This window comes from Bacillus sp. FSL K6-0972 (genome assembly GCF_037976035.1).
GTDB lineage: Bacteria > Bacillota > Bacilli > Bacillales > Bacillaceae > Bacillus > Bacillus haynesii.
On the sequence record NZ_CP150260.1, the window covers coordinates 2,796,072 to 2,819,263 of the forward strand.

Annotated in this window: 28 protein-coding genes; 7 read left to right on the forward strand and 21 right to left on the reverse strand. The window is 46.1% G+C overall.

What is annotated here, in order from left to right; translation table 11 throughout:
• Positions 1–11 precede the first annotated feature (11 nt).
• Together MKX80_RS14130 and gpr are read right to left on the reverse strand one after the other, a co-directional pair.
• Positions 12–1,217: a stage II sporulation protein P gene (locus MKX80_RS14130; RefSeq protein WP_182070349.1), complete on the reverse strand. Its 1,206-nt coding sequence runs from the start codon at positions 1,215–1,217 to the stop codon at positions 12–14.
• A 118-nt stretch (positions 1,218–1,335) separates the two neighbouring features.
• Positions 1,336–2,442 carry a GPR endopeptidase gene (gpr, locus tag MKX80_RS14135; protein WP_339227015.1) on the reverse strand — a complete coding sequence of 369 codons (1,107 nt, stop codon included), beginning with the start codon at positions 2,440–2,442 and terminating at the stop codon, positions 1,336–1,338.
• A 204-nt stretch (positions 2,443–2,646) separates the two neighbouring features.
• Between gpr and rpsT the strand changes: the two genes are divergently transcribed.
• On the forward strand, positions 2,647–2,913 hold the full coding sequence (rpsT, locus tag MKX80_RS14140; protein WP_003183682.1) for a 30S ribosomal protein S20: 267 nt from the start codon (positions 2,647–2,649) through the stop codon (positions 2,911–2,913).
• Between the two features lie 297 nt (positions 2,914–3,210).
• Here the strand turns inward: rpsT and MKX80_RS14145 are convergent, their stop codons facing one another.
• Positions 3,211–3,504, reverse strand: a complete 294-nt coding sequence (locus MKX80_RS14145) for an RNA polymerase alpha subunit C-terminal domain-containing protein (RefSeq protein ID WP_216930292.1) — start codon at positions 3,502–3,504, stop codon at positions 3,211–3,213.
• Between the two features lie 93 nt (positions 3,505–3,597).
• Complete coding sequence (locus tag MKX80_RS14150) at positions 3,598–3,954, reverse strand: winged helix-turn-helix transcriptional regulator (RefSeq protein ID WP_154994386.1); 357 nt, start codon at positions 3,952–3,954, stop codon at positions 3,598–3,600.
• 251 nt (positions 3,955–4,205) lie between these two features.
• On the opposite strand from MKX80_RS14150, the gene MKX80_RS14155 reads away from it, so the two are divergent.
• On the forward strand, positions 4,206–4,739 hold the full coding sequence (locus MKX80_RS14155) for an NAD(P)H-dependent oxidoreductase (protein ID WP_339227018.1): 534 nt from the start codon (positions 4,206–4,208) through the stop codon (positions 4,737–4,739).
• Positions 4,740–4,940: 201 nt separating this feature from the next.
• On the opposite strand, the gene holA is transcribed toward MKX80_RS14155, so the two are convergent.
• The gene (holA, locus tag MKX80_RS14160; protein WP_182070346.1) at positions 4,941–5,966 is read right to left on the reverse strand and encodes a DNA polymerase III subunit delta; all 1,026 of its coding nucleotides are present in this window, start codon (positions 5,964–5,966) and stop codon (positions 4,941–4,943) included.
• 229 nt (positions 5,967–6,195) lie between these two features.
• Here holA and MKX80_RS14165 point away from each other — a divergent pair, with 229 nt between their 5' ends.
• The gene (locus MKX80_RS14165) at positions 6,196–6,327 is read left to right on the forward strand and encodes a YqzM family protein (protein WP_003183686.1); all 132 of its coding nucleotides are present in this window, start codon (positions 6,196–6,198) and stop codon (positions 6,325–6,327) included.
• A gap of 24 nt (positions 6,328–6,351) precedes the next feature.
• Here the strand turns inward: MKX80_RS14165 and MKX80_RS14170 are convergent, their stop codons facing one another.
• The 3 genes from MKX80_RS14170 to MKX80_RS14180 form a co-directional block, all read right to left on the reverse strand.
• A complete protein-coding gene (locus tag MKX80_RS14170; RefSeq protein ID WP_268343013.1) occupies positions 6,352–8,739 on the reverse strand; it encodes a DNA internalization-related competence protein ComEC/Rec2 in 2,388 nt (795 codons plus the stop codon).
• Between the two features lie 4 nt (positions 8,740–8,743).
• Positions 8,744–9,313 carry a ComE operon protein 2 gene (locus MKX80_RS14175; protein WP_234112005.1) on the reverse strand — a complete coding sequence of 190 codons (570 nt, stop codon included), beginning with the start codon at positions 9,311–9,313 and terminating at the stop codon, positions 8,744–8,746.
• 67 nt (positions 9,314–9,380) lie between these two features.
• Positions 9,381–10,010 (reverse strand): helix-hairpin-helix domain-containing protein, encoded by a 630-nt coding sequence (locus tag MKX80_RS14180; protein WP_154994395.1) that lies wholly within the window; start codon positions 10,008–10,010, stop codon positions 9,381–9,383.
• 82 nt (positions 10,011–10,092) lie between these two features.
• Here MKX80_RS14180 and comER point away from each other — a divergent pair, with 82 nt between their 5' ends.
• Positions 10,093–10,914, forward strand: a complete 822-nt coding sequence (gene comER, locus MKX80_RS14185) for a late competence protein ComER (protein ID WP_217903537.1) — start codon at positions 10,093–10,095, stop codon at positions 10,912–10,914.
• 69 nt (positions 10,915–10,983) lie between these two features.
• On the opposite strand, the gene MKX80_RS14190 is transcribed toward comER, so the two are convergent.
• The 8 genes from MKX80_RS14190 to MKX80_RS14225 are packed head-to-tail and all read right to left on the reverse strand — an operon-like array spanning position 10,984 to position 16,009.
• The gene (locus MKX80_RS14190) at positions 10,984–11,739 is read right to left on the reverse strand and encodes a class I SAM-dependent methyltransferase (RefSeq protein WP_154994399.1); all 756 of its coding nucleotides are present in this window, start codon (positions 11,737–11,739) and stop codon (positions 10,984–10,986) included.
• Positions 11,736–12,092, reverse strand: coding sequence for a ribosome silencing factor (gene rsfS / locus MKX80_RS14195; RefSeq protein ID WP_003183699.1), 357 nt, complete (start codon positions 12,090–12,092; stop codon positions 11,736–11,738). Before rsfS ends, MKX80_RS14190 begins: the two co-directional genes overlap by 4 nt.
• A gap of 13 nt (positions 12,093–12,105) precedes the next feature.
• The gene (gene yqeK, locus MKX80_RS14200; RefSeq protein WP_268343012.1) at positions 12,106–12,669 is read right to left on the reverse strand and encodes a bis(5'-nucleosyl)-tetraphosphatase (symmetrical) YqeK; all 564 of its coding nucleotides are present in this window, start codon (positions 12,667–12,669) and stop codon (positions 12,106–12,108) included.
• Positions 12,659–13,228: a nicotinate-nucleotide adenylyltransferase gene (locus MKX80_RS14205; protein ID WP_154994403.1), complete on the reverse strand. Its 570-nt coding sequence runs from the start codon at positions 13,226–13,228 to the stop codon at positions 12,659–12,661. Before MKX80_RS14205 ends, yqeK begins: the two co-directional genes overlap by 11 nt.
• An 18-nt stretch (positions 13,229–13,246) precedes the next feature.
• On the reverse strand, positions 13,247–13,537 hold the full coding sequence (gene yhbY / locus MKX80_RS14210) for a ribosome assembly RNA-binding protein YhbY (RefSeq protein ID WP_268316148.1): 291 nt from the start codon (positions 13,535–13,537) through the stop codon (positions 13,247–13,249).
• Positions 13,531–14,367 carry a shikimate dehydrogenase gene (gene aroE / locus MKX80_RS14215; RefSeq protein ID WP_154994407.1) on the reverse strand — a complete coding sequence of 279 codons (837 nt, stop codon included), beginning with the start codon at positions 14,365–14,367 and terminating at the stop codon, positions 13,531–13,533. The genes yhbY and aroE overlap by 7 nt, the downstream gene beginning before the upstream one ends.
• Positions 14,368–14,386: 19 nt before the next feature.
• On the reverse strand, positions 14,387–15,487 hold the full coding sequence (gene yqeH / locus MKX80_RS14220) for a ribosome biogenesis GTPase YqeH (protein ID WP_154994409.1): 1,101 nt from the start codon (positions 15,485–15,487) through the stop codon (positions 14,387–14,389).
• A 3-nt stretch (positions 15,488–15,490) separates the two neighbouring features.
• A complete protein-coding gene (locus MKX80_RS14225; protein ID WP_020452282.1) occupies positions 15,491–16,009 on the reverse strand; it encodes a YqeG family HAD IIIA-type phosphatase in 519 nt (172 codons plus the stop codon).
• A 368-nt stretch (positions 16,010–16,377) separates the two neighbouring features.
• Between MKX80_RS14225 and MKX80_RS14230 the strand changes: the two genes are divergently transcribed.
• Entirely contained in the window at positions 16,378–16,518 is a 141-nt protein-coding gene (locus MKX80_RS14230; protein WP_003183713.1) for a sporulation histidine kinase inhibitor Sda, read from the forward strand.
• A 114-nt stretch (positions 16,519–16,632) separates the two neighbouring features.
• Here the strand turns inward: MKX80_RS14230 and MKX80_RS14235 are convergent, their stop codons facing one another.
• The 4 genes from MKX80_RS14235 to MKX80_RS14250 form a co-directional block, all read right to left on the reverse strand.
• Positions 16,633–16,788, reverse strand: a complete 156-nt coding sequence (locus MKX80_RS14235; RefSeq protein ID WP_023855260.1) for a hypothetical protein — start codon at positions 16,786–16,788, stop codon at positions 16,633–16,635.
• A 77-nt stretch (positions 16,789–16,865) separates the two neighbouring features.
• Entirely contained in the window at positions 16,866–17,579 is a 714-nt protein-coding gene (locus MKX80_RS14240) for an SGNH/GDSL hydrolase family protein (RefSeq protein WP_234113245.1), read from the reverse strand.
• A gap of 162 nt (positions 17,580–17,741) precedes the next feature.
• Complete coding sequence (locus MKX80_RS14245) at positions 17,742–18,506, reverse strand: GNAT family N-acetyltransferase (protein ID WP_326167137.1); 765 nt, start codon at positions 18,504–18,506, stop codon at positions 17,742–17,744.
• Positions 18,507–18,536: 30 nt separating this feature from the next.
• A complete protein-coding gene (locus MKX80_RS14250; protein ID WP_154994516.1) occupies positions 18,537–18,908 on the reverse strand; it encodes a DUF2294 domain-containing protein in 372 nt (123 codons plus the stop codon).
• A gap of 307 nt (positions 18,909–19,215) precedes the next feature.
• Between MKX80_RS14250 and fdhF the strand changes: the two genes are divergently transcribed.
• Together fdhF and MKX80_RS14260 are read left to right on the forward strand one after the other, a co-directional pair.
• Positions 19,216–22,155: a formate dehydrogenase subunit alpha gene (gene fdhF, locus MKX80_RS14255; RefSeq protein ID WP_268343011.1), complete on the forward strand. Its 2,940-nt coding sequence runs from the start codon at positions 19,216–19,218 to the stop codon at positions 22,153–22,155.
• A gap of 21 nt (positions 22,156–22,176) precedes the next feature.
• On the forward strand, positions 22,177–22,656 hold the full coding sequence (locus MKX80_RS14260) for a DUF1641 domain-containing protein (RefSeq protein ID WP_154994415.1): 480 nt from the start codon (positions 22,177–22,179) through the stop codon (positions 22,654–22,656).
• A gap of 66 nt (positions 22,657–22,722) precedes the next feature.
• Here the strand turns inward: MKX80_RS14260 and MKX80_RS14265 are convergent, their stop codons facing one another.
• Entirely contained in the window at positions 22,723–22,959 is a 237-nt protein-coding gene (locus MKX80_RS14265) for a hypothetical protein (RefSeq protein WP_154994417.1), read from the reverse strand.
• Between the last annotated feature and the right edge of the window lie 233 nt (positions 22,960–23,192).

The window sequence follows — 23,192 nt, forward strand, 5'->3', positions numbered from 1 at the left end:
ATCACCTGCTCCTATTGTTTTTTCTTATCGTCTTCACCGGAGTCTGCATCAACTTTTTCAGCATTCCAGTACATCTCGCTGAATACATCCGCCATCGCTTCTGCAGCCCGCTCCAGCTCTTCGCGGTTATTATCAACGCCGCCAAATTCGATTAAGACGGATCTTTCGTTTAAATCCTGATTATATATGCCATTATCCCCGGCAGCTCCCTTAGATATAACACCGCGGCTCAAACCCGGGTATTTTTTTTCGAGCCGTTCATGCAGCTCTTTTGCGAGCTTTAAGTTCGCTTCGAAATTAGAGCTCTTTTTGCCGAGCACAAATGCAACGCGTGCATAGCTCTTTCCTTTGACTGTTGCGGTTGTCGCTTTCTTCCGCTGCGAATCCCTGTGAATATCGATAAAATACTGCAAATCTTTGTTTTGAGCCATCGCCTCTTTGACGACCGGCCTTGATTCATCATAGGAACGGGCATAGGCCCAGCCTTTTTTCCGCAAATTCGCCTGAAAATCGGTTTTATCAACCATTGCCCCGACACCCTGCGACTTCATCGCATTTGCGAGCATATCGCTGACAAGCGTAACATTTGCTTTCGAATGAATCGCCCGATCAGGTTTTGTCTCACCTTTTAAAAAGGGGAGATACGATTCCGTATTGTGCGTATTGTAGATAAATACGACTTTGCGGCCGCCCGTCGATTGTTCAGGGGGTTTTTCCTCCCCTGTTTTCTTTTTCTGCTTCCCCTCAAGCTCTGCAAGATTCGCTTCTCTCTCCTCTTTTAAGACCTCAGTCGGCGGCGGAGATTCTGACGGCATATTCGTATAATCCGTCCCTTGCCCGGCAATGAGGATTTCTGAGTCAAAATGAGAGAAGCCCGGAAGCTCCCGTCCGAGAAAACTTCGCGGATCTTTCAAATTAATGCTGGTCGCCAGCTTCAGAACGAGGGGGGAAAGCTCAAAGCGCTTATTCGGTTCCGGCAATTCTGATGCAAAGTAGTGGTTTTCCATTCCCAAAATGAGCCCGAAGGTCTCGCCCCCCAGTTCATCAGTCACCCGGTACAACGATGAAGACGGCCTTAACTCAGGACGCAGCGATGTCAGCACGCCTGATAATATAAAAACGAGCAGCAGGCTGACGATAAATAAGAATACTGTCTTAACCGCACTTCTTCCATTTACAGCCAGCACAAACTGACGATTCCTGCCTCTTTTTCTCATTGTAAATCCCTCCAGAGCTTGTCTAGTAAATAGACTATGTCCAAGATAGAGGAAGTAGAACAAGTTCCGGTAATGCTAAATGTCATGAAAAAAAGCGGCCTGGTCAGCCGCCTTGATCTTAGTGGTTGTACATTCCTTTATTGTCCTGCGATACATTTTCATGAAGCGCTGTGTTCAGACCGTTTGCAATCACATTTGCCATATCATCGATAAATGTATCGACCTCTTTAGGGGTCACCATTAAGTTATGGCCGAGCGGAGCGAGGACTTCATGGATCAGCTGCCTTTTTTCATCCTCTCCGAGGCCTCCGACTATACCGAGAAACGATTTGCAGTGCTCTTCATCAGGAAGGTCTTCTTCGGTGAGGACCTTTCTTTTCCCAAAGCTCATCCCCGCGGGAACGAGCGACCTGGACGGACTGTCATCTCTCATCTCTCTTCCAAAATGCTTCAGCATGTAATCAATCGTATCGCTCGTGATCGTGACGGCATCGACCACTGTCGGAACACCGATGGCGATGACCGGAATGCCGAGCGTATCCTCGCTTAACTCTTTTCTTTTATTCCCCACGCCAGACCCGGGATGTATCCCGCTGTCTGAAATTTGAATGGTAGAATTCACACGCTCGATCCCTCTTGATGCCAGCGCATCAATGGCGATGACAAAATCGGGCTTTGAGCGATCGATCACCCCTTGGATAATGTCGCTCGTTTCAATTCCGGTCAAGCCCATGACTCCCGGGGAAAGCGCACTCACCGGACGGTAGCCTTCCTCTACATTTTCGGGCTGCAGCTGAAACAGGTGCCTCGTCACGAGAAGGTTCTCCGTCACCAGGGGGCCGAGCGAGTCGGGCGTGACATTCCAGTTGCCAAGCCCGACGATTAAGCAGCTGGCATCCCGCGGAATGCCCAAATAATCGAGAAACGCGGAAAATTCCTTTGCGAAGACATCGACGACTTTTTCCTGCAATACGGAATCCTGCTGTCTGATCCCTTGTGTTTCAAAGGTTAAATAGCGGCCGGCTTTTTTCCCCGACAGCTTCGCTCCTTCTTCATCAATGTCCATCGTCTGAATTTTGATCCCGTCTTTTTCGTATTCTTTGACTGTAAACCCTTTCAGCTCTTTCTTTGGAGAAGCTTCCTTTTCCTCCGCCAGATCCCTCGCTTCCACGGCTAAGTCTGTCCGGACTGAATATTGACTTAAATCGAGCTTCTTTTTCTCCATATTTGCATTCCCTCCAAAAACATAACTGGTGTTAGTGTGCCCACAAGGTCTGCAAACATTCCCGCGAAACGGAGCTTTCAAATAAAAATACTTTACATTTATATTGCAATCTAAGGGTGTGTTTGATAGAATACAATTTGTTCTATTGTTGAGATCTAACCTATAGAAAAGGAACAGAGGTTATGTCTTAGGAGGTGAAACACATTGCCAAACATTAAATCAGCGATCAAACGCACAAAAACAAACAACGAGCGCCGCGCGCACAACGCAACAATCAAATCTGCAATGCGCACTGCTATGAAACAAGTTGAAACTTTCGTAAGCAACAACGAAGCAGACAAAGCGAAAGCAGCTCTATCTGCAGCAGCAAAGAAAATCGATAAAGCAGCTAAAAAAGGTCTTGTCCACAAAAACACCGCAGCTCGTTACAAATCAAACCTAGCGAAAAAAGTGAACGGACTTTCTGCATAATAGAAAGCTTGGCCATGCCAAGCTTTTTTGCTTGCCATCATAAAAAACGGCTCTCTTAGATGAGAAGCCGTCAGACCGCAAAAATAGCGCGATTCAGGTGTGTGCCTACAGGGAGAAGCTTTCATGCCAGCCTGTCAGCCATGTTCCACTCGCACGGAGCTATTTTTTGTTTTAATGAGGCTGTCTTCGGGCAGCTGTTTTCATTCAAATATATAATTATTGATTTTTATACAAAATGAGGGAACTTCCGAAAAAGGAAGTTCCCTTGCTATGTACAAGAATAATCATTCATGGAGTTTAACTTTTAAAAGATAACCCTTTTTCCTTCAAAGCACCCCGTAATTTAGGCAAAGATGCCGGTCCCATACCGTGAAATTTCAAAATCTCTTTTTCGCTGTATTTTGATAGAAGCTGCAAAGAAGTGATTCCATTGTGTTCCAAAGCTCGTCTGGCAGGTGCAGAAAGCAATGAAAGAAATCCGTCGTCAGGTTTGCGTTGTTGCTCACAAATCGGGCAAACAGGACAATCACTGCTCTTATAATACTCGTGTCCTTCGCTGCAAGTCCTTAAATTCTTTTTTAACGTTGTCATTTTTTCATTCCTCCCTTTCTCAATTATTTATTTTCACCCTTTTTACAGCCTGCAGACTTTCAATGTTTTCGGTTTTATCTTTCCTGCCCTTTCTTATTCCTCTTCATCACTTAATTTCTTCACAAAGTCGAGATGCTTATATCCCCAACTGCACATATCGGTCAACACCGGCGCCAACGTATTTCCATGCTCGGTTAAACTATATTCAACCTTCGGGGGGATTTCCTGATAAACTTGCCGTTTGACGAGACCATCATGTTCGAGCTCCCGAAGCTGGTTGGTCAGCATCCCTTGTGTAACCCCAGGGAGCATCCGCCTTAGCTCTCCGAAGCGTTTGGTGCCTTCATGAAGTAATATAAACAGGATCAGCGGCTTCCATTTTCCTCCTATGGCGGCCAATGTTATGATGATACCTTCCGTCGTCTTCATTTCCCGGACTTTTGACTTCATCTATATCAACTCCCGATTCGGTATTCATGATATCAGTTACGGTACCATATAATCCTGGTTCGCGGTAGTACTCTTATTTTACATACATAGTACGGTTTACCGTACTGACTTAAAAAATTCTTTTACCGTCAATAGTACGGTTTAAAGGTCTATGTACGAAAAAAAAGCGTACTTTGCAAAGTCAACAATAATCGTAATAATTGGGACGAAGAAAGATTCAAGGAAAACAAAAAACGTAAAGGAAGATGTTTATGAAAATAATGGTAATTATAGCACATCCAAATCTGAAGGACTCCAAGTGGAACAAGGCACTAATGAGCGAATTAAAAAATCACCCTGATATCTTTATTCGTGATTTGTATCAGGAATATCAGAATTGGAGTATCGATGTTGAAAAAGAACAGCAATTATTACTTGAATATGACCGGATCGTTCTTCAGTTTCCATTTTATTGGTTCAGCTGTCCGCCTCTTTTGAAAAAATGGTTTGATGATGTGCTGACATACGGCTGGGCGCACGGCCCCGGAGGCGAAAACTTGAAAGGCAAAGAATTCATGGTTGTTACGACAACAGGCGGAGCGGAAGAGGAATATCGCGTTGGGGGCCGCAATATGTTCACTGTAGAAGAGTATTTACGGCCGATTGAGGGTACTATTATTCGATGCCACGGCACGTTTCTTCCAGCTTTTACATCCCACAATCCTAATGATCATATCCTCAAAGCCGAAGCGAAGCGGTATGCAAAATATATTCTATCTCCTAAAGGTGAAGCTTGCCGATTATAAAGGTATACTGAGGATCGTCTACGGCAAGTTTCTAAAGAAAATGCCGGAGTGTCTCACAAAGCGCATGAAATATACAACAAGAGACGGAAGCAAGAAAACGGCGGCTGACAAAAGAGCAGCGGGAAAAAAATGAACAAGTGAAAAGGCTGTCGGGATTTTCTCGACAGCCTGACGGCTCGCTTAGATTAGAGAGCCGTTTTTTCAATCGGACTGCAAAAGCTTGAGTAAAAACAGCTCAAGCAAAAGCTGCTTGTCCTTTTTTCCTGTTTTCATTTCATAATCCATAACGGCGAGATGCTCGATGATGCTTTTCAGCTCTTCTTCAGAAAACAACCTCGCCTGGTCGATCGCGAGCTTAACCCTGAACGGGTGAACTTTGAGGTTTGAGGCGATCTGCTTTTGCCCGTACCCCTGCTGCGAAAAGTATTTGGTCTGCATCAAAAGCCTGAACTGGTTGGCGATCAGCGCCATCATTTTGATCGGTTCTTCATTTTGTTTTAACAGATCATAGAAAATCTGCAGCGCTTCTGTACGCTTCCGGTTCACAATCTTGTTGATCAATTCAAAAATGTTTTGCTCGAGACCTCTGGCAACGAGTTTTTTGACGTCTTCAAGCGTGATCGAATCCCGTTCGCCGATATATGTACTAAGCTTTTTCACCTCTTGGGCAATAGCCGACAGGCTGGCATTACACAGGATGACAAGCTCCTCTGCCGCTTCTCGTTCAATGAGCTTCCCTTCTGATTTTGCAAGCCCTGCGATAAAATCAGCCGTTTCCCGGCCGTTCAGTTCTTTTGCTTCGACCATTTGGGCATGTTTTTTCAACAGCTTGGTCAGCTTTTTCCTCTCATCAAGCTTCTCATAAGGAGCGAGCAGAACAAAAACGGAATAAGGCGCCGGCTGCGCAATATAGTCCTCCAGGCTCCCGAGGTTATGCTCCATTTTGTCTTTCTTTTTTTCAGCTGTTAAAAAAGACGGGTTTTTAGCAACAACAAGACGCTTCTCCCCCATAAACGGAAAAGTTTCAGCATCTTCAACAGCGAGATCCAATGCCTCTTCTTCCAAATCAAATACGGAAAGGTTGAAATCCTTCGTCTCTTCATCAACGACAGCTTGTCTGATCCTTTGAACCGTCTCCTGCAGAAGATACGTCTCTTTCCCGTATAAACAATAAACAGGATGAATGTCGCCTTTTTTTAAGCTTTTCCAAACATCAAATACCGTCATCTGCACTTTCCCCTCTTTCATCCTTCCTTTCTATCCTAAAGCGTGTTTTGCAATTAGTAAAGAGAGAAGCGGAGTCACCCGCTCTCTCATTTATAATAAACGCCTTCCATAAACCCCCGGGTCAGTTTATAGAAGACGATGTTCATAAATTTTAGAAAACGGTTGCATGAAGCTCCTAGATTTTTGCAAAGAATTGAATTATACTGGATATCAATAGGAGGGGTAAATTGTGAATGAATTTGAAAAAGACGTGCAAAGCAAACGTAACGATCTTGTAGATTCGGGTGTCGGTTTTATCGTGTCTTTTGGCTTTTTCGCTACAATGTTTATTATCGCTACTGTTATACATCTGGCCGCTTAACCAAGCCAAGTCATGGACACCGCTTTACTCTCCGTCAGGGAAGCGGCTTTTTGACGACTGCTGTTTTTCAGCAGTCTTTTTTTCTTGCGGGGAATGTACTTTATCATATGGAGGATGAAGCAAAAACGTTCCGTTCCCGCTTCGAAATAGGTACTGAATCGAACCGTGCCGATCTGTTCTGAATACCTTCACATGGTGGCCGTTTAAGATATCCAGCACTTCCCCGTGGGGATGCCCGTAGCGGTTGTGCTCCCCCGCCGAAATGATGGCGGCTTTCGGCTCAATTTGCTTGATCAGCTCTTCCCCCGTTGAACCTTTGCTTCCATGGTGACCGACTTTTAAAATATCCGCTTTAAGATTCGGATACTCTTTCATGATTTCCATTTCACCTTCCTTCTCCAAATCGCCCGTTAACAGCCACGAAAATCCGCCCGCTTTCATCCACAATACGAGGGAACCATTGTTTTTGCTGTTTTTGTCCGCCTCTTTCGGTGAAAGAACGTAAAATTCAAGATTGCCAATATGAAGGATGTCACCTCTTTTGGCTACATTCACCTTGACGCCTTCCTCCAAGGCAAGGCGAAGCAGCTTTTCATCAGAAGATTCGGCCGCGAAGCCTTTCGGCACAATCAATTGCTTGACTTTATGTTTTTGGATCAGCACCTGTGCTTCGCCAATATGATCCTGATCGGCATGGGTCAAAATCAGAGCATCGAGCTTCTTGACTCCTTTGGATGCCAGAAAAGGCATTAATACGCTCTCCCCCAGTGAAAAATCCTTCTTCCGCTTTCTCCACCGCTCTTTCCGGAAGGATACGGTTCCTCCCGTATCGATGAAAACCGTGCCATTCCGACCGGAAGCGCTGACATACATGCTGTCCCCTTGGCCGATATCAAGCATTGTGACCTCTCCTTCTCCTGCAATCTGAGGCAGACATATGTGAATCACAAACACAGCGGCAAGGAGGCAGGACGGAATCATGACCGCTCGAAACGACATCTCTTTTTCAAGAAATAGCAAAAACAGAAAAATGGCTGCGAAGTAGAAAAACAACAAAATACCCGGCGGTTTAACCGCAGAAAAAACCAAAATATCCGCAGCAGATACCGCTTTAACAGCCTGATGGCTCCACACAAGCAGACGGTCAAGCACACAGGCTGCCGCCTCCCCCAAGGGACGAAGACATATGAAAGCCAACAGGCTTCCGAAAGACAACGGCATGATGATGAAAATATAGAGAGGTATAAAAACCAGATTCATCACTGTGCTGAGAAATGAAAACTCTTGAAAATGAAAAAGCAGAATCGGGAGGGAAGCGAGCTGAGCCAAAAATGATCCCAATAGCAGCTGAGAGATTCGGCTTTTCGGCCTGATCAAAATCTCTTTTGAAAGAATGAAAACGAAGGATACGACAAAAGAAAGCTGGAATCCGGCTTGAAATAGCAAATAAGGATGATACAGCAGCAGCCCGAGGCAGGCGATGCTGATCACATCGGCACTTTTGAAGTTCTTTTTAGACAGTGATGCTAACAGATAGATTTCAGACATGAAAACTGCCCTCATCACTGACGGGGCGCCTCCGGTCAAAACTGCGGCAACGGGCAGCCCGAAAACGAGCAGCCATTTTGCGCATTCCCTCGTGACACCGAAGCGAATCAATATGTGGAACAGAGCGGCTGACAACAGACCGACATGAAGCCCGGAAATCGCTAAAAGGTGAATGATCCCAAGACGCTGATAGCCGTCCAGCACATCTTGTTCAATGAGGAACCGGTCTCCGAAAGTAAGCGCTCTTGCAATACCGGCAGCCGGGTCCGTCATATTTTCTTCTGTAAAATCAAGGCCCGCTTTTCGGATATTCAATAGAAATGGCATAAGACCGCCGCCCGGCTTGCAGTTTTTAATGGACTGAACCGAAAAAATCCAGTGAATCCCTTTTTGATACAATGATTCTTTTTGATTAAAAGCTCCAGGAACCGTCTCTTTTTTCGGTGCTTTTAATTCACCTTGCATGACACAGTTGCTTCCCGGCTGAAGAGCTGAGAGTTCTCGTTTTTCTTGTGGAGACCGGATCGTATAGCCCGCTTTCAAAGCTTCTCCCTTATCTGTTTCGGCTGTGAAAGAAAGCCGGTCTCCGTCTATTATGGGGATATCCCGAACAGAAGCGAGCGTGTGAAATTTGCCTTCATGATAAATCGTTGTATTGAAATGGTCGATTATGGAAAAAGAAGTGAAATATAAAATACATATCGCTGCACATATGATAAAAAGGAGTATTTGTTTCTTGAAGAAACAGAGGATAAAGAACAGAAAAAAACTGAAGGCGAGGAAGAGATAAAGAGAAGAGTGAGCGGAGGCAATTCCGGCTGCCGCTGAAATTGCTCCACACGGGAAGATACGATGTCTGTTCATTTGATTACACGTAGCTTGTAAACAGTTTATTGGCCTCTTCGTGTATTTTCCTGATCTCCTCTTCCTCAAGACCTTTATCAGCCAGCTGTTTGATCAGATTGGCTACAAACGATAACTTTTCCTGGTTTTTCAAGTCGATAATCATCTCCTCGAGCTCTACCTGCTCCACTTTAACAGAAGCCTGATCGAAAAGTTCAACCGCGTAAGGATGGTTTTTGTAATCCTTCGCATAATATATCGTTTTAATACCTGCCTGAATGATTGATTTACAGCATTGAATGCACGGAAAATGAGTGACATATATTTCAGCGCCTTCAGTCGGTACTCCGAATTTTGCACACTGAAGAATCGCGTTCATCTCGGCGTGAATTGTTCTGATGCAATGCCCGTCCACCATATAGCAGCCTTCATCCGCACAGTGAACACCTCCGGCGATCGATCCGTTGTAGCCTCCTGCGATAATTCGTTTATCCCTGACAATTGTCGCTCCTACAGCAAGCCTTGTACACGTGCTGCGAAGCGCCAGCAAATGGCTCTGCGCCATAAAATATTGATCCCAAGAAATCCGTTCCACTTGTTTTCCCTCCAAAATACGATGTCGACTTCCCTAAGTTTACATATGTTTATCGGCAAACGTCAATTTACTTTACCGTGATTGAAGATTTTATTCTTTCAAAAGACTTTTCTCCAATTCCCGAAACGTTCGTGATGTCTTCGATCGTCTGAAACGGTCCGTTCTCCTCACGGTATTCGATAACCGCTTCCGCTTTTGAAGGGCCGATGCCTGGAATCGCCTGAAGCTCCTCAGAGGAAGCCGTATTAATATTGACGAGACCACCGGAATTGCCTTCTGCTCTTGAGCCCGCTTCCGAAAGAGAACCAGCTGTCTCTTCCCCTTCAAATGGAATGTAAACAACCATACCGTCCTGCAAAACGGCTGCCAGATTAATTTGTTTTTGGTCCGCTTTTTTCACGGTGCCGCCTGCTTTTTTCAATGCATCGTGCACCCTGTCTCCCTCCTTCATTTGATAGACACCCGGATTTTTCACAGCGCCTTTCAAATCGATGATAACCTCCTCTTTCCCCGCGTTTTTTTCCCGCTTCGCCTCCTCTTTCTTGTCAAAAGTCTGTGCAGAAGCCTCCTCAGGAAAAGAGAGGCCGGATGAAGTTTCACGCTTTCCGCTTAACAGCATGAAGGCCGCGCTGATGATCAAGACGAGTGCAACGCCTCCCGCGGCATGCCATTTATATTGTTTTAGCCAATCTGTCAAACTGCTCACCTGCTTTCATACATATTTTGACTGAAGCCTTCATATCGTTTAAAAGATACAGGTTCAAAGGAGGGGAGAACGATTGAATATCGGCTTTATCGGGACGGGAAATATGGGGACCATTTTAATTGAGGCGTTGATTGAATCCAGAGCAGTCATTCCCTCATCTTTAACAATTACTAACCGAACGATCGACAAAGCGTTAAACATAAAAAAACGATTCCCAGACATTCAGGTTGCAGAACGGCCGGAAGAAGTGATTACGGAAAGTGATGCCGTGTTTATCTGTGTAAAGCCGTTGGATATTTATCCTTTGCTAAAACGGCTCTCACCCGTCTTCACTCGCGATCAGATTGTGGTCACCATTACGAGTCCGGTGCAGGTCGAACAGCTGGAAGCCATTGTCTCCTGCCAGGCGGCAAGAGTGATCCCGAGCATTACGAACAGAGCGTTGTCCGGCGTGTCATTATTGACTTTCGGAGAAAGCTGCACAGCTGAGGCAAAAGAAAAATTGACGTCTTTAGTGAGCAAGATCTCAATCCCTCTCGAAATCGAAAGCGGGATTACGAGGGTCGCCTCAGACATTGTCAGCTGCGGCCCCGCCTTTATCAGCTATTTGGTTCAGGAGTTTATCCAGGCGGCTGTCGAAGAAACATCCGTGTCAAAAGAGGATGCTATTTTAATGACGAAAGAAATGCTCGTAGGTTTGGGAAGGCTGCTCGAAACAGGCCACTACACACTGCCCACCCTGCAGGAAAAGGTTTGTGTTAAAGGCGGTGTAACCGGTGAGGGAATTAAGGCGCTGGAAAGCGGCGTTCAGGATATGTTCCGCCAGATGTTCCGAAACACCCATTTGAAGTATGAAGAAGATATCGCTCTGGTCAAGAAGCAATTTTCCGTTTGATTCATTGTTTCACGAATGTGCTGAGATCTCAACAAAGGAAAAATGCATTATGAAAAACCATCGTTACGATTAAACGATGGTTTTTGTTTTTTTCGCTGTATAAAAATGACGTTCCGACTCTGCGCTTGGCTCCAATTTTGAAAAATCTGCAGTGACGCATTGCACCTCAAATCCGGCTTGCTGCAATAAGCTGATGTACTTTTCCGTCTGGAAAGTCCGCTGTTCATGCGATTCATCAAACCTTTCGTACACGTCTCCGCTTTCTACGAAGAAGGTCAAATCGTGAACAGCTGAATGGAGCTCATCCCCCGCATAGCTTTGCCAGATGACGCTCACTTCTTCATCCTGATCGGCATACGTACTTCCCGGAAAAATGACATCCATTTTGTAAACGGAATGAACATCAAACAGAAGAAGGCCACCTTCTTTTAATAGAGAAAAAACGTTTTTAAAAGTATTGAAAACGTCTTTTTCGTCCTTTAAATAATTCAGCGAGTCACAGCAGATCACGACAGCGTCGAACTCTTGCCCGTGCCCGGAAAGTTCGCGCATATCCTGTTGAAAGAACTGAATATCAAGCTGCCGGATGGCTGCTTTGTACTGGGCCTGGGCAAGCATGTCTTCGCTGATATCGATTCCTGTGACATCAAAGCCTTTTTCAGCCAAGCGGACCGATATTTCCCCCGTTCCGCACGCCAGATCAAGTATCCGTATACGTTCTTTCTGCTGTGCACCGATCGTTTTTTCAATCCAGCTGACCCACTGATCGTAAGGAGCGTGAGACATCAGCTTGTCATAAATACTGGAAAACCCTTTATAGATCATTCATTAACTCCGAACGAAAGGTCTTCAATCGGCGCGTCTCCCCACAGCTTTTCAAGGTTGTAATAGCCTCGTTCCTCTTTGTGGAAAACGTGGACAACGACATCTCCCAAATCGATTAAAACCCATCTGGCTTCGTCAAAACCTTCCATTTTCTTCACATCAATTCCATTTTCTTCAGCCTGATCCTTAATTTCCCGGGCAATGGCCTGCACTTGTTTGTCAGAGTTCCCATGGCAAATCAGAAAATAATCAGCCACGAGGGAAATCCCCTGCATATTCAAGGCGATAATATCTTCCGCCCGTTTATCATCGCAGGCCTCTGCGGCAATTTTTAAAATTGAAGCTTGATCCATTCAGTAATTCCTCCTAATGTCTATCGTTTACTAAAGCATTATATGTGGCGACCGTTTCCGGATAAACGGCCTGATTTTTTGAAATTAAAAAGGTAATCGTATTTTTCAATGCCTGGATAAGCGCTAAATCCAAATCTTGTTCAGCGAGAGTCCGAACCTCTTCAACCCCTGGAAAACGGCGGCCCGGCTCGATATAGTCCGCTACATAAATCACTTTTTCAAGAAGAGTCATATTCGGCCTTCCGGATGTATGGAATCGAATGGCTGACAGGATGTCTTCATCCGTAATCCCGACCTCTGTTTTGACAAGTGCTGCTCCTGCCGGCGCATGCCAAAGTTCATGATGAAAATCGAGCACTTCAAGCGGCCCGCCCCCGTCGAGGATGATTTGTTTCATCTCCTCTTTCGGGCGAAATTTGGCATAGTCATGAAATATCGCGGCCGTTTCAGCTTTTTTCACATCTGCGCCAAACCGTTCGGCAAGTTTTACAGCCGTCTCCATCACGCCGACCGTATGGATGTAGCGCTGTTCTGTCAGCTGTTCTTGCACGCAGGCTAAGGCTTCCTCACGTTTCATATAAACGATTCTCCTTCACATAGACCTTCACTTCGTCAGGGATTAAGTAATCTGTCGGCTGCTGATTTTTAATGCGGTCCCTGAGTAAAGATGATGACACTTCAAAAATAGGCACATCGACAAAAACGAGCGGATACGGCGTCTCAATTTGAAAGCCGGGCCGCTTCACCCCGACAAATTGAATCATGTTGACAAGCTTGTCAATGTTTGACCATTTCGGCAGGTATTCCACCATATCCGCGCCGATAATAAAGTAAAACTCATGGTCAGGGTATCGGTCTTTCAGCAGGCGAACGGTATCAAAAGTATAAGAAGGGCCTTCCCTTTCGAGTTCGATCGTTTCCAGTTTAAATTGCTCTTTCCCCGAAATGGCGAGCTTCAGCATTTCCACCCTGTGCATACTTAGCGAAAACGCGTTTTTTTGTTTATGCGGCGGAATTTGGTTGGGCATGAACCAAATTTCATCAAGATCCAGTTTATACAGGACTTCATTTGCCATTAATAAATGCCCGTTGTGCGGAGGATCAAATGTCCCTCCAAAAATCCCGATTTTCCTCATGATTACCACCTTTAAGCGTTAAGGAAGCTCAATTTTTTTATTTTCTTTTGACTCCTTATACAGCACAATAATGTTTCCGATCGTCTGCACCAGTTGGGCACGAGCTCCTCCCGCCAGCGCTTCGGCTACTTCCTCTTTAGGCTGCTCGCAGTTTTGCAGCACGCTCACCTTGATCAATTCCCTGGCTTCAAGAGCTTCACTGATTTGTTTGACCATATTTTCGTTGACTCCGCCTTTGCCGACTTGAAAAATCGGTGACAGATGATGCGCTTCCCGGCGCAAATAGCGTTTTTGTTTTCCTGTTAGCATGATTTTCCTCCTAGTTGCTGCAATACAATTGATTTCATTTTTTCCATATTCGGCTCATGTCCAGTCCACAGCTCAAAGGCAAGGGCCGCCTGGCCGATGAACATGCCGACTCCGTCCAACGTTTTCAAGCCTTTTGCTTCAGCCTCCTGCAGCAGGGCCGTTTTCAGCGGATTGTAGATAATATCGCATACAAGGCACGTTTCTTTCGCATTCGTCAATGAAAGCGGGGCAGCTTCGATGTTCGGATGCATCCCGACCGACGTCGTTTGAATCACGATATCATATGCTGACAAGTCTGCTTCCGCTTCCTGCAACGACAAGGCACGTGCCTCTCCATCAAAATGCTGAGTGAATGCTAGTGCCTTTTCAGGCGTACGATTGGCAACGTCCAGCCGCTTCGGCATCTCAGCTGCGAGAGTGGTAAATATCGCCCTCGCCGCACCGCCGGCTCCGATCAACAGTATCGAGAGCTCAGAAAGCGGACGATCAAGGGATGGTTTCAGCGATTTAAGAAACCCTGCTCCATCTGTATTATATCCGACCAGCCCTTCTTTTTCTCTTCTGACAGTGTTTACCGCCCCGAGAGCTTCGGCGCTTTCATCAATACGGTCGAGATACTTCATGATCGCTACTTTATGGGGGACGGTCACATTAAACCCTTGAATGCCAAGGGCCCGCATGCCTTTCACAGCATCTTCAAGATCTTCATTTTCCACGAGAAAAGCGTGATAATGCCCTTTTAAAGAAAGATCCTCCAAAGCCGCATTATGGATGTCCGGAGACATGGAATGAGCCACCGGATTGCCAATCAGTCCGTATATCGGTTTCATAACTCTCTCCCCTTAGCACTTATATTAGAGATCTGCGCAAAAACACGTGAACGCCTTTAGGGGCGTGGGCGACAATTTTTTGGTTTGCCTCTTGGACGGTTACCCAGCCGAGGCCTGAGAACACAACGTCCGTTTTCGGCTCTTTAATCGTAAACGTATGTTTGACAAGCTCCGGAAACGAGTCAAGATCTTCTTTTGCAGGGGGAGCAAGCATTTCCCCAGCGTGCTTTTCATACAGCTGATCAGCATTTTCAAGCTTTGTTCTGTGAATCTTGAGTTCATTCGGCATATAGCATACAAACGAAGATCTGCCTCCGCTTGCATAATCAAGCCGCGACAATCCGCCGAAAAACAGCGTCTGTTCTTCGTTCAGCTGGAAGGTGCGGGGCTTCAGTTCCTTCTTCGGCGTCAATATTTTCAGATCGCGTTTTGCGACATAGTGCGCCATTTGATGATGGTTGATGATTCCCGGCGTATCATACATCGCCGATCCGTCATCCAGAGGAATTTCAATCGCATCAAGCGTCGTCCCCGGATATTGAGATGTCGTAATAATGTCGTCTTCTCCGGAAACCTCTTTAATAATCCGGTTGATAAATGTGGATTTCCCTACGTTCGTACATCCGACAACATATACATCTTTGCCTTGTCTGTAATGTTCGATCGCGTCGATCGCATCTTTCATCCCCTGCCCGCGCCCGGCGCTGACGAGCAGCACATCAACAGGCCTTAAGCCAAGCTCTTTCGCTTCGCGCTTCATCCAGTTCACAAGACGCTCGCGCTTGACTGATTTAGGAAGAATATCTGCTTTATTTCCTATTAATAAGATCGGATTGCCTCCGACAAAGCGGTTGAGTCCGTTGATCCAGCTTCCGTTGAAATCAAAGATGTCGACGATTTTCACGATGAGCGAATCCGTTTCTCCGATGCCGTGCAGAATTTTCAAAAAATCATCGTCCGTCAGTGAAACATCCTGAATTTCGTTATAATTTTTCAATCTGAAGCAGCGCTGGCAGATGACGTTATCTTTTAACAGCGATGCTTCAGGCGCGTAGCCCAGTTTATTTTTATCTTCGGTTTGAATGGCGACTCCGCATCCGATACAAACTACCTTTTCCATTCTTTAATCCTCCCACTGAATATGGCCTTTCCGTTTTAAAGCGCTGAGAATTCTGCGTTCCACCTGGCGGTTGAAACGCGTAAAAAAGCCGTCGGAAGCTGCCACAGGCACGACAAGAATGGTATGGAACCCATTGCGGTTCCCTCCCAGCACATCTGTCATGAGCTGATCTCCTATGACAACGACGTCTTCTTTTTTAAGACCCATATTTTTGACGGCTTTTCTGAAAGCTCTGCCCATCGGCTTTTTCGCTTTGTAAATAAACGGAATATTAAGCGGTTCAGAAAATATTTTGACGCGTTTTTCATTATTATTAGAGACAATTGTCACTTTAATGCCGTGCTCTTTCATCTCTTCAAACCACTCGATAAGACGCGGTGTCGCACTCGGCCTGTCCCATTCTACAAGCGTGTTGTCCAAATCCGTAATAATCCCTTTTACATTGCGCTCTTTTAGTTTTTCAGGGGTAATATGAAAAATATTTTTTACAAATTCATCCGGCAAAAAAAACTTTTTTAACACAAAGCCGCACCCTTTCCTTTCAATTACTGCTTCTTTTTTCAATGTGTCGAATCAAATCTAAAAGTGTCTTAAAAAATCGGCTGTTCGAAAAGTTTTCGACATATAATAGGATTCTTCAACAGGTGTGGATAAAATTACACACAGTATCCACTCATATTTCATCGACCTTTTATTAAATTATAAACATGATACCCACAAGTTATCCACTTTTTGGTGTGGATAACAGAACGATTGTTCTCGCCCAATATTCATGATAGATTATAGGTACTTCAAACAAAGATCATATAACTTAACATTTTATGCTTATTCCAAACAGGTTATTCCAATTTTCATAAGGAGGTGTCTTCCCCATTAAATGGGTACCGAGTATGAAAAAGCTGTCTGATGAACTTTTAATAGAATCATACATTAAAGCAAATGAGATGAATTTGAACCGCGAATTCATCGAGCTGATTGAAACCGAAATCAAAAGAAGGTCGCTCGGTCATCTGCTTTCCGTCTCTTCATAGCTCAAGCACTCCCGGGCGCTCTTGCCGCTTTTTTTCACTTAGGTTGATATTATATCACTTGAATAATACGCTTACTACTGTTTTTCATGAAAAAACACCTCTCTAAAAGAGGTGCTATTTGAAGAATCCGTGAGGACTAAGCCAGTAGAACCCGCCGATGACCAGCAGGACGACTAAAAGGACGACAACGAACGCATATCCGTATGCGGCGCCTGCATATCCGGGATAAGCCGGGTACGAACACGGACCAGCGGGAAAAGGATATCCCATCGCATCATTCCTCCTTTGGACTGTTATAGTAACAGCCTATGAAGAAAAAGGAGAAATGGCTAGGCCTTTTACTTAAATCAAGAAGTTTTTATGACTTTACTTTCATTAATTCCTTCAAAAATAATTCGCGCGCCTTTTGGGGTTAAGTGATTTCCCGATGGGTCGATAAACCCCGAATGGATCAGCTTCTCATCCGTAGCTCCACCTGCTTTTTTCACGATGTTTTTCCAGTTGTCGATTAGCGGAACATCAAGTTCACGCGCCGTTTCCCTTGTGACGTCATTATAGGAATCGTGCCATTTACGCGCTCCTCCGTATTTTTCAAACGAAGCAGCACGGTATCTTGCATAATAAAAGATGTTGTCTCCGCTTCCTTCGACGATCGGCAGGCACGTCATTAATATCGGCTCTATCCCGCGGCGGCGGCTTTCATTAACAAAATAATAGAGATTTTCTTTAAACCTTTTTTTGGATACGCGCGGCAGCCCTTTCGCAAGAATTGCTGCATCATTTGTTCCGAACATGATAAAAAGATATGCCGGCTGCTTATCCAGCACATCCTTCCTGAACCGAAACCTGGCGTCTTCCGTCGTTTCTCCGCCTATTCCTGCATTATTTATTTTGTACTGCCCTTGAAGGGAAGTCTGAAGTAAATTGACCCACTTTTCCGCTTTTGGATAATCGCGAAATTGCCAATTTGAGCCGCGTGTATTGCTGTCTCCAAATGCTACGACTTTTCTGGGATCGTCCTCTCCGCAGCCTGCAAGCAGAAGCAGAAAGACGAGGACCATCACCAAGCTTTTTTTCATTCGTTCCACCTCCAAAAGCCAATACTACGATCATATAGGAGAGAAGCCGCACTTTCAACGGGAGAAATCTCTGTCATCCTGCAAGCGTTTAGTCCTTGCTATGCCTTTAACCTGTCCCCCCTGTTTAAAAACATTCGTATTGGTTCACGGTTTTCCGACAAACAATGAATATGTTTTGACAGGTCGAAAGCCTAATTTTTCAGCGAGGCGAATCGATGCGTCGTTTTGCCGGTCGCAATCCCAGCGCGGTTTCAAACGATTCTCTATTGCATGCGCGATAAAGGCGCTGGCGCAGCGGACTGCAAACCCCCGTCCCCTGTAATCCGGGTGTGTTGCGATATCAACTTCGGCAAAGCGTTCCGAACAAAAAATGGAGACACATTCACTGGCGATCACACCTTCATGCAACACTTTAAACCCGAAACCGTTCTTCAAAAAACGGCCGGTCCCTCCCCAATATTCATCAGCGTATTTTTCAGTAAAATTCGCGCTTTTTTGAAGGTCATCTTCAGAAAATCTTTCAACCCCGTCAAATGCGGCGCCACAATCACGTTCCTCTTTTCCAAGGAAAAATGACACGCGCTCCATTTGCTGCAGCGGATCGCCAAGCCCCTCGATTAAAAAGTCATCCCACTTTTCGGAAGCCGAAAACACAGTAAAGCGCGCTCCGTTCCTCTGTTCATTCAAATAATGAAGCCACTGGCTTCTTCCGCTGTCCGGAATGTTTCCAGCGACATAATAAATCCCGGAAGCTGTCCGAAAAAGAGCAGTGGCCGGCGTGAGGAAATCATCGACATAGACGTTTCCTTCGATAAGTCCTTCAGCTATCGCATGCGCGAATGTCGGACTTTCTTCTGTTAACAAAATCTTTGCTTTTCGTTTTTCGCTCGATTTCAGTTCAATCATCATGACTCCCTCCCTCGAACTTGAGACCGATCGTCAAGCCCCGCTCGCTGATTCGGTGCCGTCTTCAATATTGCGGTCAAAGATAAAAACAGACACCGCAATATCCTCCTGAATTTTGATGTCTGTAAAAAGGTGCTCCAGCTTCGCTCCGATGAGCTGCTCCATTCCCTCCGGCACGTGATTGGAGTAGTGTTTCTGAATCAAGGTCGTCCTTGCGGCATGGACCATTTCCCTTCCCTCCGACGTGCTTGCAATAAATTGCTCGCTCGCCGTCAAATTGCCGTAAAGCGTCGAAACTGCCATATTGTCGACAAAGACCGTGCGAATCCGTTCAGGCCCCTTGCCAAACAGCTCTTTTCGAAGCTTGCGGATCATATCGTTGAATTCGTGGATTTTTTTAGACATCATGTATACCCCTTCCGTTTAAACCTTGCACCTGTCTCGATGTCCCCTTAGACATTTCACTTGGTTAAAATTTTCCTATTCTATTGAATTATAATCAATATCACTTTATAATAAAAGCCGGGCTGATGGATTTGTAATACTGTCGTGTTATGAATCTATCGAATTCTGACAATATAGGATTGGTCTGTTAGTAAGCTTTGCTAGTAAACTATTCCGCCATGTATGTTTATACCGCTTTCCGCGCCGGGGATCGGTATATATATACATGGCTTTTTTGATTTTGAAAAGATGATGGAGGGGAATAAAGATGGACGGAAAGCCAATCAGTGTCCGGATAGACGGTAAAGAAATTAAAGCAGCGGCCGGGGCAACCGTTTTAGACATATTGAACAAAAACGGGTTTGAACACCCGCAAATATGCCATGTTCCGGAGACGGATCCTATTCAAACGTGTGATACCTGTATTGTGGAAGCAGACGGAAAATTAAAACGGGCATGCTCCCTGCGGGCAGAAGACGGAATGACGGTCAGCCTGTCTGGAGAACGGGTCAAAGCAGCACAAAAAGAAGCAATGGACCGCCTGCTCGAAAACCATTTGCTTTATTGTACGGTATGCGACAACAACAACGGCAACTGTACGCTACATAATACGGCAGAAATGATGGGAATCGAAGAGCAGAAATACCCTTACACGCCTAAAGAAGACCCGTCTTGCGCAGTCGATATGTCTCACCCCTTTTACCGCTATGATCCGAATCAGTGCATCGCATGCGGACAATGTGTTGAAGTGTGCCAAAACCTGCAAGTCAATGAGACGCTCTCGATTGACTGGGAGCGTGAACGGCCGCGGGTGATCTGGGATGAAGGCGTTTCAATCAACGAGTCCTCATGCGTCAGCTGCGGGCAGTGTGTCACGGTCTGTCCGTGCAATGCGTTAATGGAAAAATCAATGCTTGGAAAAGCCGGTTTCATGACAGGCATCAAACCGGATGTCATGGAGCCGATGATCGACCTTGTCAAAGATGTAGAGCCGGGATACAGCAGCATCTTTGCCGTTTCAGAAGTCGAGGCGGCGATGCGCTCACAGCGGATCAAAAAGACAAAAACCGTCTGTACGTTTTGCGGTGTCGGCTGTTCATTTGAAGTATGGACAAAAGGCCGTGACATCTTAAAAATTCAGCCGGTGTCAGAAGCTCCCGTCAACGCCATCTCGACGTGCGTGAAAGGGAAATTCGGATGGGATTTTGTAAATGCGGAAGAACGTTTAACCAAACCGCTGATCCGCAAAAATGATGAATTTGTCGAATCGACTTGGGAAGAAGCGCTTGACTACGTCGCCCGCAGATTAGGCTCGATTCGGGAGCAGAGCGGAAAAGACGCCGTCGGGTTTATTTCGTCTTCAAAGATCACGAATGAAGAAAACTACTTGATGCAAAAGCTGGCGCGGCAAGTATTTGGCACTAACAATGTCGACAACTGCTCGCGGTACTGCCAGTCTCCGGCAACAGACGGATTGTTCCGCACAGTCGGCATGGGCGGCGATGCAGGCACCATTCGAGACATCGCGAAAGCAGGCCTCGTCATCATCGTCGGCGCCAATCCGGCCGAAGGCCACCCGGTACTGGCAACCCGTGTGAAGCGCGCCCATAAGCTTCACGGACAAAAGCTGATTGTCGCCGACCTTCGCAAAAACGAAATGGCCGAACGCTCGGATCTGTTCATCAGACCGCGGCAAGGAACTGATCAAGTATGGCTGATGGCCGTGACGAAGTATATGATCGACAAAGGCTGGCACGATCAGGCTTTCATTGATGAAAACGTCAATTTCTTTGAAGAATATAAGCAATCGCTTGAAACATACACCCTTGAATTTGCAGAAAAAATCACAGGCATCCATAAACAGACGCTGATCCAAATCGCTGAGATGATCCGCGACGCCGACGGAACATGCATTCTTTGGGGGATGGGGGTCACCCAAAACACAGGCGGTTCCGACACGTCCGCCGCGATTTCAAATCTGCTTTTAACTACCGGCAATTACCGCCGCCCGGGCGCAGGGGCGTACCCGCTCCGCGGCCACAACAATGTCCAGGGCGCCTGTGACATGGGAACGCTTCCCGGCTGGCTTCCGGGATATCAGCACATTACAGATGACAAAGCGCGGAAAAAGTTCGAACAAGCTTACGGCACAACAATCGACAATAAACCTGGACTTGACAACATCGAAATGCTTCACGCCGTTGAAGAAGGTAAAATGAAAGCCATGTATATCGTCGGAGAAGATATGGCTTTAGTCGATTCAAACGCAAACCGGGTCCATGACATTTTATCAAGCCTTGATTTCCTTGTGGTTCAGGATATGTTCCTTTCGAAAACAGCCCAATACGCCGACGTTGTTTTGCCTGCGTCAGCTTCGCTTGAAAAAGAAGGAACTTTTACAAACACGGAAAGACGCGTCCAGCGATTGTATCAGGCGCTTCCGCCGCTCGGAGACGCAAAGCCCGACTGGGTCATCATTCAAAACATCGCAAACCGGCTTGGAGCTGACTGGCATTACAGCCACCCGGGAGACATTTTTTCAGAAATGGCAAGCCTGTCTCCGCTGTTCGCCAGGGCGGATTATGACGCAATTGAAGGATGGAACAGCTTCCTGTGGGGCAGCCTGACCGGAGAAAGCACGCCTCTTTTGTATGAAGACGGCTTTAATTTCCCTGATCGGAAAGCCCGCTTTGCCCTCGCAGACTGGACAAAGCCTGCCGAATTTCCTGAAGAGTACGACCTTCACATTAACAACGGCAGAATGCTGGAGCATTTTCACGAAGGCAATATGACGAACAAATCGGCAGGCATCCAGGCGAAAGTGCCGGACGTCTTTGTTGAAGTCTCTCCTGAGCTCGCCAAAGAACGGGGCGTCTGTGACGGATCGCAGGTCAGACTGATCTCGCCGTTTGGCGCCGTAAAATTAACCGCGCTTGTGACAGACCGGGTCAGAGCCAACGAATTGTATCTGCCGATGAACTCGACAGATAAAGAATCTGCGATCAATTTCTTGACAGGTCCCGCAGTAGATGCGCGCACCAATACACCTGCTTACAAGCAGACCAAAGTGCGTATGGAAGTGCTCGGCGCATGTGCAGAACCGCCGCTTCCGAAAACAAATCCGCGCAATAAGAAACGCCATCCGCAAAACGGAGCCGAAGTCGAGCGGAAATGGAAACGTCCGGGATACGTTCATTTAACAGACTAAATCAAAAGGAGGTCATCACACATGGCAGCTCCCATCACCGCCATCCGCAAAGAAGACAAATCTGAGGAGCAAATGAAGCTCGAAAAACTTGAAGAACTCAAATCCCTTTTGGCTGAACAGGAAGCCGCCGTTTCAAAAACGATGAAGCTTCTCGGCGAACTGAACGGCCTCGGGGTTCTTGATGCCGCAGACAGCATGATCGGCGCGAAGGAAGACATCGCCAAAATCGTCCTCGGCCAGCTGTCCAAAGAGCCGGCCAAAAACCTGATGAATACAGCCATTGCAGCGGGCGGCGCCCTCTCCAAAGCCGAACCGGAAGTCATGGGGAAACTGACAGAAAGCATCGTCGCCGGCACAAAACAAGGAGAGGACTTTTTAAAAAGCGATAAAAAAACCGGGGTCCTCGATCTGCTGAAAGCTATGAACGACCCGGACATCAACCGAGCCGTCGGCTTCGGCCTGCAATTTTTAAAAGGCATGGGAAAAGCACTGAAAGACTAACCAATAAGAAAACCGGCTTATCATTTGAGCCGGTTTTTTTGATAGAAGCACTTGCTTTCTATCGCCTCATTTGCTGTGTGTTTCATCTTTTTTATTCAGCGATTCTTTTAAAATATTAAAAACTGCCACCGCAATAACGACAGTCATTAAACCTGTCGTCAGCGGGTTTGGGAAGGTTTCCTGAACCCCGATCATGACCACGCTCAGCACAATCAACGAAAGTATGAAAAGACGTTTGTTTTTCATCTGCCGCACCGGACTGACTGATTGATAGCGTTTACCATATGGTGAACCGTCCGGCACCTTCACCCCCTTACCTTTATTATCGCGCTCTTGTTAACTTTTGTAAATGTTTAAAAAATGGAAGCGATTGCATTAGAATCGTCATCACCGGCGAAAACAAGCTACTTCATGCCGAACAGAACGCCGGAAGATTTGGCAGTCCGGCAATTTTGCCGCGTACAGACACAGACATCCCCCCTCCCACATACATTTACATATAGGCTTCTGCCTACATACATTATGTGGAGGTGCCG